This is a genomic window from Pseudomonas sp. FP818, from assembly GCF_030687335.1.
Classification (GTDB): Bacteria; Pseudomonadota; Gammaproteobacteria; order Pseudomonadales; family Pseudomonadaceae; genus Aquipseudomonas; species Aquipseudomonas shahriarae.
Genome location: NZ_CP117427.1, coordinates 2,845,791 through 2,860,649 on the forward strand (window position 1 = coordinate 2,845,791; position 14,859 = coordinate 2,860,649).

The 14,859-nt window shown below is 62.2% G+C and carries 9 protein-coding genes and 1 pseudogene; 6 read left to right on the forward strand and 4 right to left on the reverse strand.

The window, feature by feature from the left end:
- Positions 1-12: 12 nt before the first annotated feature.
- Together PSH80_RS12775 and PSH80_RS12780 are read left to right on the forward strand one after the other, a co-directional pair.
- A complete protein-coding gene (locus PSH80_RS12775) occupies positions 13-3,144 on the forward strand; it encodes an autotransporter domain-containing protein (protein ID WP_198799256.1) in 3,132 nt (1,043 codons plus the stop codon).
- A 101-nt stretch (positions 3,145-3,245) separates the two neighbouring features.
- Positions 3,246-5,093, forward strand: coding sequence for a polyurethanase (locus PSH80_RS12780; RefSeq protein WP_305420436.1), 1,848 nt, complete (start codon positions 3,246-3,248; stop codon positions 5,091-5,093).
- Positions 5,094-5,137: 44 nt separating this feature from the next.
- Here PSH80_RS12780 and PSH80_RS12785 read toward each other — a convergent pair whose 3' ends face one another.
- Positions 5,138-5,362 (reverse strand): YgdI/YgdR family lipoprotein, encoded by a 225-nt coding sequence (locus PSH80_RS12785; RefSeq protein WP_057438460.1) that lies wholly within the window; start codon positions 5,360-5,362, stop codon positions 5,138-5,140.
- Positions 5,363-5,550: 188 nt separating this feature from the next.
- Here PSH80_RS12785 and PSH80_RS12790 point away from each other — a divergent pair, with 188 nt between their 5' ends.
- The 3 genes from PSH80_RS12790 (at position 5,551) to PSH80_RS12800 (ending at position 10,464) form a co-directional block, all read left to right on the forward strand.
- Positions 5,551-7,200, forward strand: coding sequence for a VRR-NUC domain-containing protein (locus tag PSH80_RS12790; protein WP_120733088.1), 1,650 nt, complete (start codon positions 5,551-5,553; stop codon positions 7,198-7,200).
- Positions 7,197-9,449 carry an ATP-dependent DNA helicase gene (locus PSH80_RS12795; protein ID WP_305420438.1) on the forward strand — a complete coding sequence of 751 codons (2,253 nt, stop codon included), beginning with the start codon at positions 7,197-7,199 and terminating at the stop codon, positions 9,447-9,449. Before PSH80_RS12790 ends, PSH80_RS12795 begins: the two co-directional genes overlap by 4 nt.
- A 79-nt stretch (positions 9,450-9,528) precedes the next feature.
- Complete coding sequence (locus PSH80_RS12800; RefSeq protein ID WP_115128209.1) at positions 9,529-10,464, forward strand: alpha/beta fold hydrolase; 936 nt, start codon at positions 9,529-9,531, stop codon at positions 10,462-10,464.
- Positions 10,465-10,467: 3 nt separating this feature from the next.
- Here PSH80_RS12800 and PSH80_RS12805 read toward each other — a convergent pair whose 3' ends face one another.
- The 3 genes and pseudogenes from PSH80_RS12805 to PSH80_RS12815 all read right to left on the reverse strand — a co-directional run bounded on the left by PSH80_RS12805 (position 10,468) and on the right by PSH80_RS12815 (position 13,882).
- A complete protein-coding gene (locus tag PSH80_RS12805; RefSeq protein WP_120733094.1) occupies positions 10,468-10,899 on the reverse strand; it encodes a nuclear transport factor 2 family protein in 432 nt (143 codons plus the stop codon).
- Between the two features lie 621 nt (positions 10,900-11,520).
- A pseudogene (locus tag PSH80_RS12810) lies at positions 11,521-12,470 on the reverse strand (alpha-E domain-containing protein).
- Between the two features lie 2 nt (positions 12,471-12,472).
- On the reverse strand, positions 12,473-13,882 hold the full coding sequence (locus PSH80_RS12815) for a circularly permuted type 2 ATP-grasp protein (protein ID WP_305420441.1): 1,410 nt from the start codon (positions 13,880-13,882) through the stop codon (positions 12,473-12,475).
- Between the two features lie 375 nt (positions 13,883-14,257).
- Between PSH80_RS12815 and PSH80_RS12820 the strand changes: the two genes are divergently transcribed.
- A complete protein-coding gene (locus PSH80_RS12820) occupies positions 14,258-14,803 on the forward strand; it encodes a hypothetical protein (protein WP_057438464.1) in 546 nt (181 codons plus the stop codon).
- The last annotated feature ends 56 nt before the right edge of the window (positions 14,804-14,859 follow it).

Sequence of the window (14,859 nt, forward strand, 5' to 3'; positions counted from 1 at the left end):
ACAACAAACGCAATGAAACTAAGGAAGGTCACCGTGAACGTAAAACAACGAGGGTTTCACTCCGCCATCCCAACAGGCCCGGGCTACCCGCTCAAGGCCCTGAGTCGCGTGCCATACGGCGCGTTGCTGTGTTGCCTGGCCAGCCTGGGTACCGCCCAGGCCGCACCCTACGTCGAAACCGGCAAGCTGGGGGATGTCGCCAGTTGGCGCAGCAATGAGTTCAAGGCCGACTGGGGCCTGGGGGCGGTGAATGCCGATGTGGCGTATGCCGCCGGTTACAGCGGCAAGGGCGTGAAGCTGGGGATTTTCGACCAGCCGGTGTACGCCTTGCACCCTGAGTTCTCCAGCCCGGGCAAGGTGCAGACCCTGGTCACTGAAGGGATCCGCCAGTACACCGACCCGTACATCCCGGTAAAGGCCGGTGACCCGTTCCGCTATGACGGCACACCGTCCCAGGGCTCCAATGGCAAGCTGGGCGACCACGGCACCCATGTCGGTGGCATTGCCGCCGGCGACCGTAACGGTGGGCCGATGCACGGCGTGGCCTACAACGCACATATCCTCAGCGCCGAGAACGGCGACCCCGGCCCCGAAGACGGGATCATCCTGGGCAACGACGGCGCGGTGTACCAGGCCGGCTGGGACAGCCTGGTGGCCAATGGTGCGCGCATCATCAACAACAGCTGGGGCATCGGTATTGGCGATCAGTTTGCCCAGGGCGGCAAGGACCCAGCGTCCCCCCATTTCGGCCTCAGCGAGGCGCAGGCGCAGTTCGACCAGATCAAACCCTTGCTGGGCACCGCTGCAGGGGGCGCTTATTCGGGCGCGATCAATGCGGCGCGTAGCGGCGTGCTGACAATCTTTGCCGCCGGCAACGACTACAACCTGAACAACCCCGATGCGATTTCCGGCCTGGCGTATTTCGTCCCCGAGATCGCGCCCAATTGGCTGTCGGTGGCGGCGTTGCAGCGCAACCCGGACGTCAACAGCCCTAACCCCTATGTGATCAGCACCTTCTCCTCGCGTTGCGGGTATGCCGCGAGCATCTGCGTATCGGCACCGGGCACGGCGATCTACAGCTCGGTGATGGTCGGCACCACCGTCGATAACATGAACCTGGGCTGGAACAATAAAAGCGGTACCTCCATGGCCGCGCCCCATGTGGCGGGCGCGGCCGCGGTGTTGATGGAGCGTTTCCCGTATATGAGCGGCGAGCAGATTTCCACGCTGCTCAAGACCACCGCCACCGACCTTGGCGCACCGGGCATCGACTCCCTGTACGGCTGGGGCATGATCAACCTGGGCAAGGCGGTCAACGGCCCGGGGATGTTTATCACCGCCGAGGATATTCCGGCCGAGTTTCGCATCGACGGTGGCTATGGCAGCGGCCAGTTTGTCGCGGACTTGCCCGGGGTTGGGGCGGTGGTCGATGCCGGCAAGCCCACCGAGCGCCTGTGCACCGATGTGCACTGCGGGCGGGACGTGTGGAGCAACAACATTTCCGGTCACGGCGGCCTGACCAAGCAGGGCATCGGCACACTGGTGCTGACCGGCAGCAACACCTACAGCGGGCCGACCCTGGTCAATCAAGGCTTGCTGGCGGTCAATGGCTCGCTTACATCACAGGTCACTGTCAGCAACAGCGGGGTCTTGGGCGGGGCCGGTAGCATCGGCGCGCTAAACGCGAAAAGCGGCGGTACGGTCGCGCCGGGCAACTCCATCGGCACCTTGAATGTGGCTGGGGATGTCAATTTCGATGCGGGCTCCACCTATGCGGTAGAGCTGTCCACGACCAGCAGCGACCGCATCGTCGCCGGTGGCAAGGCGACCCTCAACGGCGGCACTGTGACCCTGGCCCTGGAGAACAGCCCGACCTTGCTTAGCCAGCCCGAAGCGCAAAGCCTGATTGGTCGCCAGTACAATATTCTGCAGGCGGCCGGGGGGATTACCGGTAGTTTTGCCTCGGTACTGCCCAATTACCTGTTTGTCGGCGGCAACCTGAACTATGGCGCCAACGGCGTGCAACTGGATGTTGCGCGCACGGCCAATAGCTTTGCCAGCGTCGCAGCGACCGATAACCAACGTGCGGTGGCGGCGGCTGCCGAGCAACTGGGTGCAGGTAACGGGGTGTATGAAAGCCTGCTGCTGGCGCCGAGTGCGGCCTCGGCGCAAGGGGCGTTCCAACAGTTGTCGGGGGAAATCTACCCCGCCCTGGAAACCGCGCTGGTCAACGACAACCGCTACCTGCGTGAAGCCGTAGGCGAGCGCCTGCAGCAGGGGGAAATGGGCACTTCAGCGCAAACCCTCGACTCGCGTGGCAACGTCTGGATCAAGGCCCTCGGCGCCTGGGGTAAAACCGACAGCGCCAGCGATACGGCGGGCTACACCACCTCCATCGGCGGCCTGCTGGCGGGTGTGGACGGTGCGCTGGATGACGACACGCGCCTGGGCCTGGTCGCCGGCTACAGCGACACTTCGCTGAACATGGGCGATGGCACCCATTCGCGGGCATCGGTGGACAGTTACCACTTTGGCGCCTATGCCGGTCACGACATCGGCGCCTGGCGCCTGAGCGGCGGGGCAACCTACAGCTGGCACCGTGCTGATGTGACGCGTGAGCTGCAATACGGCGAAGTCGCCGGTAAGCAGAAAGCCAAGGTCGATGCCCGCAGCACCCAGGTCTTTACCGAAGCGGCTTACCGCCTGAACCTGCAACCGCTGGCGCTGGAGCCATTCGCCAACCTGGCCTATGTGCATCTGGACAGCGATGGCTTCAGCGAGAAAGGCGATGCAGCGGCGCTCAAGGGCGGCGATGACACCCGCGACCTGGTGCTCAGCACCCTGGGCGTACGGGCCTTGAAGACCTTCAACGTCACCGACCATCAGGCCCTCGACGTTTCCGGCACCCTGGGCTGGCAGCACAACCTCAGCGCCACCGATTCCGAGCGCCACCTGGCGTTTGCTTCGGGTAGCACTGCGTTTGCCGTGGAAAGCTCGCCGATGGTGCGCGATGCGGCATTGGTCGGTGCGCGGGCCAGCCTGGCGCTGACCAAGGACGCGCGGCTGAACTTTGACTACAACGGCCTGCTGGCCAGCAAGGAGAAAATCCACGGTGTGGGCTTGAGCCTGGACTGGGCCTTCTAAACACCGCAGCTCCAAACTGTGGGAGCAGGTTTGCTCCCACAGTTACAGCATTCCAACTGTTTTGGCTTTCTCGACAATTCCAACAAAAGAGAGGCAATACCATGGGTGTCTACGACTACAAAAACCTTACTACCGAGGACTCCAAAGCACTGTTCGCCGATGCCATGGCGATCACGTTGTACTCCTACCACAACCTGGATAACGGCTTTGCCGTGGGCTACCAGCAGCATGGCCTGGGGCTTGGCTTGCCGGTGACCCTGGTGCAGGCGTTGCTGGGCAGCACCGACTCCCAGGGCGTGATCCCCGGTATCCCATGGAACCCCGACTCGGAAAAGGCCGCCCTCGACGCGGTGCAAAAGGCCGGTTGGACCCCCATCAGCGCCAGCACCCTCGACTACGGCGGCAAAGTCGATGCCCGGGGCACCTTCTTTGGTGAGAAAACCGGCTATACCACTGCCCAGGTGGAAGTCCTGGGCAAATACGATGACGCCGGCAAACTGCTGGAAATCGGCATTGCCTTCCGTGGCACCTCGGGGCCCAGGGAGAACCTGATTGTTGATTCAATCGGCGATGTGATCAGCGACTTGCTGGCAGCCTTCGGCCCTGCGGACTATGCGAAAAACTACGCGGGCCAGGCGTTTGGCGATTTGCTGGGCAAAGTCGCCGCGTATGCCAGCGCGCAGGGGCTCAGTGGCCAGGATGTACTGGTCAGCGGCCATAGCCTCGGTGGCCTGGCGGTCAACAGCATGGCCGACTTGAGCAACACCACCTGGGCGGGTTTCTATAAGGACGCCAACTATGTGGCCTATGCCTCGCCGACCCAGAGCAGCGGCGACAAGGTGTTGAACATCGGCTATGAAAACGACCCGGTCTATCGCGCTCTCGACGGTTCGTCGTTCAACCTGTCGTCCCTCGGGGTGCATGACCAACCGCATGCCTCCAGCGCCGATAACATCGTCAGCTTCAACGACCACTACGCCTCGACGCTCTGGAACATCCTGCCGTTTTCCATTCTCAACCTGCCGACGTGGATTTCCCATTTACCCACGGGTTATGGCGATGGCATGAACCGCATCCTCGAATCCAAGTTCTATGACCTGACCAGCCGTGATTCGACGATCATCGTCGCCAATCTGTCGGATCCGGCGCGCGCCAACACCTGGGTGCAGGACCTCAACCGCAACGCCGAAGCCCACCAGGGCAGTACGTTCATTATCGGCAGCGACGGCAATGACCTGATCCAGGGTGGCCGGGGCAACGACTACCTGGAAGGTCGCGCCGGCAACGATACCTTCCGTGATGGCGGCGGCTACAACATCCTGCTGGGCGGCAAGGGGTTCAACACCCTGGACTTGCAGCAGTCGCTGAAAAACGTCGAAGTGGCCAACGATGGCGCAGGCACCCTGTACATCCGCGACGGCCAAGGCGGTATCAGCATGACCCGCGATATGGGCGCGATAGTGAGTAAGGAAAGCTATCTGTTGCTGTTCAGCAAAGAGGTGACCCACAGCGTGACCGACAAGGGGTTGCTGGCGGGCAAGGACCTGACCGCCTACGCGGCGTCGCTCAAGGGCGATGCCGGCGCCAATGTTCTCAAGGCCGGCGATAGCGGGCAGTGGTTGTTTGGCCTGGACGGCAATGACCACCTGATCGGCGGTAAAGGCAACGATGTTCTGGTGGGCGGGGCCGGCAATGACCTGCTGGAAGCGGGTGGCGGGCGCAATACCTTCCTGTTCGACGGCGACTTCGGCCAGGACCGGATCCTGGGCTACCAGTCGACGGACAAATTGGTATTCATGGGCGTGGCGGGGGTGGACGGGCAGTACAACTACCTCGACCATGCCAAGGCAGTGGGCAGCGATACGCTGCTGACCTTCGGCGATAACTCGGTGACGCTGGTGGGGGTAGGGCTGGGCAGCCTGTCGGCGGAGGCGTTTGTGATTACCTGAAACAAACCGTAGGCGCCGGTTCGCCGGCTCCTACGGTGATTCGGTCAGTCTTCCTTGCGCACGGTCGCGACATCCGCCGCCTTGACCCGTACGCGCTTGCCGGCGATATCGGTGAATTCGTAGAAACCATCGGGAGTCTTGGCATTCGGCGTGTCTGTGGTCAGGTACTGCGTACCGTTCTGCAAGGTCACGACGGTCGGCGTCGAGCAACCGGCCAATGCCAGAAACGTCAGTGCAGCCAGCGGCAGGCCCCAGTTCTTCATGTTCATAACCCTTACTCTCATCCTTCGAAAACCCCGTGCTCAACGGCTGCGGGCAACAAATGTTACGCGGATCCACCCCCATCTGATCACTTTTATGCAAAAAGTTGCGTGCGCCACTGATCTATTAGCGATTGCAACGCAGGCCTGGCAGCGGCAATCTGTATGCATAACCAGTGTTTTCCCAAGTGCCCGTCATGTCCAATCCCCTCGAAGACCCGTTTTACTACCTGCATAATTTCCAGCAAGTGCTCGACTGGCTGGAGCAGCGCTATGCGGATGTGCTGGACGATGAAGAGCAGCGCTTCGTTACGCAGTTCGCCCAGCTGCCGCAACCGGCCCAGGCGTTGCTGGTGCGCATGGTGATGCGCAAGGGCCTGCATTTTCGGGCGAGCAAGCTCAATTACCTCGAGATCGGCCCGGTCGACGTGGCCGTGCAGCCACTGTTGGCTCACGGTTGGGTGAATGAGCAGGGCCTGCTGGCGCTTGATGAGGTGTGGGGGCAACTGCAAAAAGGCGAGGTGCTGCAAGCGTTCAAGCCGTGGATCGAGCAGCCCAGGGGCAAGAAGTCCGATTGGCTGCCCGGTTTATCCAGCCAATTTACCGAGCCGCGGACGTTTGCGCAGTGGTGTCCGCAGTTGGACGACCGGCTGTACAGCCTTACGGTGATGGACCTGTGTGACCGCCTGCGGCTGATGTTTTTCGGCAACCTGTACCAGGACTGGTCGGAGTTTGTACTGGCGGACCTGGGGATCTACACCTACGAAAAGGTTGAGTTCTGTGCCGAATCCCGTGGCCTGCGCCATCGCGACGATGTGTCTGGCCTGCTGTTCCTGCACCAATGCCAGCAGGCCTTCGAGGCCGGTGAACCGTTGGCGGAGGTGCTGGCGCAGATCGCCACGCTGACCACTGATAACCCCTGGCTGGAAAAGCGCCGGGCCAAGCTGCTGTTCCAGGTCGGCCAGCATTGCGAACGGGTCGCCGAACTGGCCCTGGCCGAGGCGATCTACCGCGATTGTGCCTACCCCGGCGCGCGTGCACGGCTGATCCGGGTGCTGGAGCGTCAAGAGGCGTTCGCCCAGGCCATGGACCTGGCCCTGGAGGCGCAGGCAGCGCCCCACAGTGCGGCCGAGCAGCAGCACCTGTTGCGGGTGCTGCCACGGTTGCGGCGCAAGCTGGGCGAACCGGCGCTGCCCAAGGCCAAACCCCCGGTGATCCAGCGCCTGGACCTGGAACTGCCATTCCCGCAACCGCTGGCCGCCGTGGAGTTCTGCGTGCAGGCGCACCTGGGAGATGACGCGGGGCCGGTGCACTACGTCGAAAACACCCTGATCAACTCGCTGTTCGGCCTGTTGTGCTGGCCGGCGATCTTCGCGCCGTTGCCCGGCTCGTTTTTTCACCCGTTCCAGCGCGGGCCGGTGGACTTGCACAGTGAGGACTTCCAGCAGCGCCGCGCCGAACTGTTTGCCGCCTGCCTGGATCAACTGCACGACCAGCGCTACAAAACCACGATCCGCCAGCGCTACGCCGAAAAATGGGGGATCCAGTCACCCTTTGTGTTCTGGAATGTATTGAGCGAAGAGTTGCTCGAGCAGGCCCTCGATTGCCTGCCAGCCGAGCACCTGCGGCACTGGTTCGACCGCCTGTTGCTGGATATCCGCGCCAACCGCGCCGGGATGCCGGACCTGATCCAGTTCTGGCCGGCGCAAAAAACCTATCGCATGATCGAAGTCAAAGGCCCGGGCGACCGCCTGCAGGACAACCAATTGCGCTGGCTGGAGTTCTGTGGCGAGCACCAGATGCCGGTCACCGTCTGTTATGTCCGCTGGGCGGAGCAGGGCGCTTGAGTTATACGGTCGCCGTGCGGGCATTGTGCGAGTTCACGGCCAAGGTCGGTGACCTCGACCTGCGGTTTACCCCTTCGCCCAGTGCCCAGGAAGGCATGCTCGGCCACCGCACGGTGGCGTCCCGCCGTAGCGCGCATTACCAGAGTGAGGTGGCGCTGGAAGGGGGCTACCAACAGCTGAGCGTGCGCGGCCGCGCCGATGGTTATGATCCGGATCGCAACGTGCTGGAAGAGGTCAAGACCTACCGTGGCGACCTGGATGCCCAGCCGGCCAACCACCGGCAACTGCACTGGGCCCAGGCCAAGGTCTATGGCTGGCTGATGTGCCGCAAGCTGGGGTTGCCTGAGATCGGGCTGGCGCTGGTGTATTTCGATATCGTCAGCGAGCGCGAAACCGTGATCAACCAGCTGTGCCCTGCGGATGAGCTGGAGAAGTTCTTCAATCAGCAGTGCGCGTTGTTTCTCGGCTGGGCCGAGCAGCAGGCGCAGCAGCGCCTGGCCCGTGATACCGCAGCCAGGGCCCTGGCTTTTCCCCACGCGGACTTTCGCCTGGGCCAGCGCACCCTCGCCGAGTCGGTGTACAAGGCCGTCAGTACCGGGCGCTGCCTGATGGCGCAGGCACCCACGGGGATCGGCAAAACCATTGGCACGGTGTTTCCGATGCTCAAGGCCCTGGCGCCACAACAGTTGGACAAGCTGTTCTTTCTCACGGCCAAGACCCCCGGCCGCAAACTGGCGCTGGACGCGGTGCGAGTGCTGCACGCCAGCGCCGACCTGCCATTGCAGGTGCTGGAGCTGGTGGCGCGGGACAAGGCCTGCGAACACCTGGACAAAGCCTGTCACGGTGATTCCTGCCCACTGGCCAAAGGCTTTTATGATCGCCTGCCCGCCGCGCGCGAGGCCGCAGCCAAGGTGCGCCTGCTGGATCAACCCACGCTGCGCGAGGTGGCACTGGCCCATGAGGTGTGCCCGTATTACCTGAGCCAGGAAATGGCGCGCTGGTGCGACATGGTGGTCGCCGACTACAACTATTACTTCGATTTTGGCGCGATGCTGTTTGGCCTGGCCCAACTCAACCAATGGCGGGTCGCGGTGCTGGTGGACGAGGCCCATAACCTGGTGGAGCGGGGCCGGGCGATGTACAGCGCCGACCTTGATCAATTTGCCCTGAAGAGCGTGCGCGATAGCGCCCCCGAGCCTTTGCACAAGCCATTGCAGCGGCTCAACCGTGAATGGAATGCGCTGCACAAGGAACAGGTCACGGTGTACCAGGCCTATGCCAGCAAACCGGACAAGCTGTTGCAGGCCCTGGCCCTGTGCACCAGCGCCATGGGCGAGTATTTCAACGACCACCCGCAGGCGCTCACGGGCGAACTGCAAAGCTTTTACTTCGAGGCCTTGCAGTTCGCCAAGGTGGCGGAGCTGTTCAACGAGCAGTTTATTTTTGATATCAGCCAGCGCGACCCGCTGGCCAAGCGCCGCTTCTCGCGCTTGAGCCTGCGCAACGTGGTGCCGGCCGAATTTATCCGCCCACGTTTGACCGCAGCCCGCAGCAGCGTGCTGTTTTCCGCGACCCTCAGCCCCCGGCATTACTACGCCGACCTGCTGGGGCTACCGGCGGATACCGCGTGGATTGACGTCGAATCACCGTTCGAGGCTGCGCAGTTGCAGGTGCGCATCATCGATCGCATCTCCACGCGGTTTGTGCATCGCCAGGCGTCTCTGGAGCCCATCGTGGCGTTGATCGCCGAGCAATTTGCGCGTACGCCGGGCAACTACCTGGCGTTTTTCAGCAGCTTCGATTACCAGCAGCAAGTGGCGCAATTACTGGCCGAGCGGCATCCGGCGATCCCGACCTGGCATCAATCACGGGGCATGGCCGAAGCCGAGCGCCAGGCCTTCCTTGAGCAGTTCACCCAGCATAGCCAGGGCGTGGGGTTTGCCGTGCTGGGCGGGGCGTTCGGCGAGGGTATCGACCTGCCGGGGGCGCGTCTGATCGGGGCCTTTATCGCTACCCTGGGCCTGGCGCAGCTCAATCCGGTCAACGAGCAGATGAAGCTGCGCATGGGTACGATCTTCGGTTCGGGGTATGACTACACCTACCTGTATCCCGGGATCCAGAAGGTGGTGCAGGCGGCCGGCCGGGTTATTCGCACCCGGCAGGACCAGGGGGTAGTGATGCTGATTGATGACCGTTTTGCCGAGCCCAAGGTGCGGCCACTGCTGCCGCGCTGGTGGTCGGTGACCTGAGGTATTTGCCCGATCAATGATGCTGGCGCAGGCCGTGCTGCTGGGGCAGTCTGCAGCAGTCCCCTGATGGAGCCGCGTGATGAGTGCTATCGAGCAACAGACGATCCAGGTCAACGGTATTCAATTGAGCCTGCATATCGCCGGCCCCGAGAACGGCCCGCCGGTGTGGTTGCTCCATGGCTTTCCCGAGTGTTGGCACTCCTGGCGACTGCAGATACCGGCGCTGGCGGCAGCCGGCTATCGGGTGTTCGTCCCGCAGATGCGCGGCTACGGGCCAAGCAGTGCCCCTGCAGACATTGCTGACTACGACCTGCTGACCCTGTGCGCAGATATCCAGGGCGCCATGGACCTGTTCGGGCATCGTCGGGTGGCGATGGTCGGTCATGACTGGGGCGCCGTGGTGGCCTGGCACCTGGCCTTGCTGGAACCGCAGCGCATCCGCGCCCTGGTCACAATGTCGGTGCCCTTTGCCGGTCGCTCCCGCAGGCCGGTGATCGAGATCATGCGCGAGCTGTACGCCGAGCGGTTCAACTACATCCTGTACTTCCAGGAGCCCGGCGTGGCCGAACAGGAGCTGGAAGCGGACATCGAACGCACCTTGCGCCTGTTTATGCAGGACCAGGATGTATTCCTGCAGCAAAAGCCGGCCACGGCGACCTTGCTCGAGGGTGTCGCGCTGCCGGGCGCCTTGCCGGCCTGGTGCAGCCAGCACGACCTGGAGATCTATGTGCAAACCTTCGCCCAGGGTTTTCGCGGGCCGTTGAACTGGTACCGCAACTTCGAGCGCAACTGGCAGCGCACCGAGTTCCTGGCCGGGCGGCAGGTGTTACAACCGACGCTGTTCCTGATCGGCGACCGCGATCCGGTGGGGGTATTCGAGGCGCATACGCTCAAGCGCATGCCTGAGGTGGTACCGCAGTTGGAACAGCAGGTACTGGCCAACTGCGGGCACTGGATCCAGGTGGAGCAAGGGGCGCAGGTCAACGCCCGGTTGCTGGAATTCCTCGGGCGTTGACTATCAACCCTTGGCCTTGGCCAGGAACGGCGCCAGGCGCCGGCCCATTTCTTCACCGAGAGCCTGTAGCCCGCTCAGGGGGCGGACCATCACCTCAAACTCGATGATCTGCCCCTGTTCGTTGAAGCGGATCAGGTCGATACCCTTGAGCTGCTTATCGCCCACCCGCGCGCTGAACTCCAGCACCACACTGTGCCCGTCGGCGCTGGCCAGTTCGCGGTGGTACTGGAAGTCTTCAAACACGGTAAACACGGTGTTGAGGATCATCGACACCACGGGCGCGCCGGGGTAGGGCGTATGCGCCATGGGCGAGCGAAACACCGCCTCCGGCGCCAGCAGTTCGGGCAGGGCTTTGAGATCGGCAGTGGCCAGCATGGTGTGCCAGCGTTTCAGGGTATGGGCGGCCGGGGTGGATAATTGCAGAGCGTCGGACATGGTTTGTACCTGTTCTTATGAGTGTCGAACAACCATAAGAGCCGCCGCGAGGTGGGATCAATGATCCAAACTGACAGTTATATGTCTGGAGCAAACACCACACCTGTGGGAGCGGGATTGTCGGGTCGCCGCATCGCTGCGATGGCGGTGTACCGGCCAATACATTTATCGACTGATACACCGCCATCGCAGGCAAGCCAGCTCCCACAGGGAATGCAGTTTCGCGCTTTGGGATTGCTGTTGCTGTTGCTCTGCTTTTGATCTGGCTTTTGATCTTGATCTTAGGCGCCCCGTTAAACCACGATGGCCGCAGGCAGGTATTGCGCAGTGGGCACCCCGGCATGGATGCCGGGGTAGCCGCGACACGGCCATGGATGGCCGATCGCGGCGGGCCCACGGAGCAATGCCTGACTGCGGGCATGCCGAGCCTAAGCGAGGCACCGAGTGGTGGGGCAAGAGTGTTTTGCTTACTTTTGCGCTCTACAAAAGTGAGCCGCCGTAAGGGCGGAACCAATAGCCGCCGTAACCGCAGCAACGGATATGTACACAAACCCAAGAAACACTAAAAAAATAGATACCTATGGCTATAACGGGCCCACCTCTACAGCGGGATATGGGGGGTCAAACCACCTCCAGGTAAGAGCTGTGGATCGCCCGCGCCAGTTCGCGCACGGTGTCGATAAATTCGGTCAGCCGGCTGTGCAAGCCTTCTTCGAGAATCTCATCAATACCGGTGTAACGCAGCCGCGCCTCAAACTCGGCCGCCAAGCGCTGGGCCGTACGGCCGTAACTGCCCGGCAGGTCGGCGAGGATATGGCTCAACTCCTCGATACACGCATGCAACGAGCGCGGTACGTCGCTGCGCAACAGCAGCAGTTCCGACACCGAACGCGCATTCAGCGCATTGGGGTACAGCTCGGTGTAGGCCTCGAACGACGACAAGGCACGCAGCAGGGCGCTCCACTGGTAGTAGCCGCGGGCGGACAGGTCGCTGACTTCTTCGGACTCTTCGCCAAACATCTCGTAGCGTGCATCCAGCAGGCGCAGGGTGTTGTCGGCGCGCTCGACAAAGGTGCCCAGGCGGATAAACCGATAGGCATCGTTGCGCATGATGGTGCCGGACGTGGCCCCTCGGAACAGGTGCGAGCGTTGCTTGACCCAGTCACAGAAGTGGCTGATGCCATGGCGCGCCAGGCCGCCGGCGGCGATGCTGCGCATTTCCAGCCAGGTGGCGTTGAGGTTTTCCCACATGTCGGCGGTGATCCGCCCACGTACCGCATGGGCATTGCCCCGGGCGGCGCGCAGGCAGTTGTAGATACTGGCCGGGTTTTCTTCGTCGAGGGCGAAGAAGTGCAACATGCGCTCGGCGTCCAGTTGTTGATGGCGCTCCAGGTAGCTGTCGAGGGTGCCACTGCTGAGCAGCGACATCGCCAGTTCGTCCAGGCCATCACTGCGCCCGGCCTGGGGCATCAGCGACAGCGAGTAGCTGACCTCCAGCATGCGCGCCAGGTTTTCCGCGCGTCCAGGTAGCGCGACATCCAATACAGATCTGCGGCGGTTCTACTCAGCATACTCAGCCCTCCACCACCCAGGTGTCCTTGGTTCCGCCGCCTTGCGACGAGTTGACGATCAATGAGCCTTCACGCAATGCCACCCGGGTCAGGCCGCCTGGCACCAGGCGGGTTTCCTTGCCCGACAGCACAAACGGACGCAGGTCGATATGCCGTGGCGCGATGCCGTTTTCGACAAAGGTCGGGCAGGTCGACAGGCTCAAGGTTGGCTGGGCGATATAGGCATAGGGCCGGGCCTTGATGCGTTGGCGAAAGTCCTCGATCTCGGCCGCCGAGGCGGCTGGGCCCACCAGCATGCCGTAGCCGCCGGAGCCCTGGGTTTCCTTGACCACCAGCTCGGGCAGGTGCGCCAGTACATGGGACAGTTCTTCAGGCTTGCGGCACTGGAACGTCGGCACGTTTTGCAACACCGGTTCTTCATCCAGATAGAAGCGAATCATCTCCGGCACATAGGGGTAGATGGATTTGTCGTCGGCCACCCCGGTGCCGATGGCATTGGCCAGTACCACATTGCCGGCGCAGTAGGCGGCCACCAGGCCAGGCACGCCGAGCATGGATTCGGGGTTGAAGGCCTGGGGGTCGAGGAAGGCATCGTCGATGCGCCGGTAGATCACATCCACGGCTTTCGGGCCGTCGGTGGTGCGCATGAACACCTTGAGGTCGTGCACGAACAGGTCGGCACCTTCGACCAGCTCCACCCCCATTTCCCGGGCCAGGAACGCATGTTCGAAGAACGCGCTGTTAAAGCGCCCCGGGGTCAGTACTACGACATTGGGGTTGTCCAGGCGGCTGGCGCTTTTCAGGGTCTTGAGCAGCAGGTTGGGGTAGTGATCCACCGGCGCGATGCGCTGCTTGGCAAACACTTCCGGGAACAGGCGCATCATCATCTTGCGGTCTTCGAGCATGTAGCTCACGCCGCTGGGGGTGCGCAGGTTGTCTTCGAGGACGTAGTAGGTGCCATCGCCATCGCGCACCAGGTCGACACCGGAGATATGGGAGTAGATATTGCGGTGCAGGTCCAGGCCGACCATGGCCTTCTGATAGCCTTCATTGCCCAGCACCTGGTCGGCGGGAATGATCCCGGCCTTGATAATGCGCTGGTCGTGGTAGATATCGGCGAGGAACATGTTCAACGCATTGACCCGCTGGATACAGCCGCGTTCGATCACGCTCCATTCACTGGCGGGGATGCTGCGCGGGATGATATCGAAGGGGATCAGGCGCTCGGTGTCCTGCTCGTCACCGTACAGGGTGAAGGTGATGCCGGCGCGGTGGAACAGCAGGTCGGCCTCACGGCGGCGCTGGGCCAGCAGTTCCGGCGGGGTGTTGGCCAGCCAGCGGGAAAAATCCTGGTAGTGCGCACGGCATACGCCGTTTGCGTCATTCATCTCATCAAAGAAAGATCGAGCCATTCCAATTACCTTGTCAGTGCCGGGTGAAAGGCTGCAGGCACTGCCGCTTTAGAAAACGCATTGTTATGAGCCCGTGGCTTTTGGCGCCAACGGACCGGGTCCTTACTTTCTTTTGGAGTCGGCTCTGAGTCGGGGGGTAACAGTTGCTCCTGTGTTCACCTGGGCAGGCAGGGGGTTACAGGAGTAAAGCAATGGCTGTGCCGGAACCGCGTTTATGGGGATTACACGGTGTATCAGCCCGTTACTGGAGCAGCCTGCGCAAGTCCAGTGCGTGATATGCGCAGTCTGCGCCCTATAACGGTGCGGGCGATTGACCTGAACTTCGGCCATGGGCGGTTCTTCTAAGGAGATTAAGCACTCTGAGGATCAACGATTGTGCCCAGAATCATCTCCCCGCACAGCCCGGAATCGGCGCTGACTGACCACACCGAACACAACGCCAAGATTTTCGGTTCGCCCAAGGACCGGCTGGACTTCTATCGCCGGGAAATCCAGTACGAAACCACCATCCTCGCCAACCGCACCGATGCCTACCTGACGGCGCAGTCGTTTTTGGTGATTGCCTTTGTGTCGTGCATGGGCAACCTCAACCCGGAGTGGGGCAAGCTGTTTACCCTGGTGGTTCCACTGCTGCTGTCGATGCTCGGGGTGTTCAGCTCGCTCAATGCCTGGCCGGGCATCCGCGCAGCCTACGACATCATTGATCACTGGCACTTCAAGCAGAGCGAGTTGTTGCGCAGCGAGCCGGTGATGGGCATGGCCTACGATGAGTCACCGCTGTTCTGCGAGACCGAGTCGTCACACAAGGGTTATCGCAAGTCCTTGCTGTTTTCGGTGCGCACGCCGTGGCTGTTCATGGTGTTCTGGATACTGCTGGCGGCGTTTGCGTTCTATATCCAGGTGGACAATCCAGGGGCGTGACCATTGATCAGTACAGGTCATCCGGACTGAACTTCATCCACCAGTGCGGCACCTTA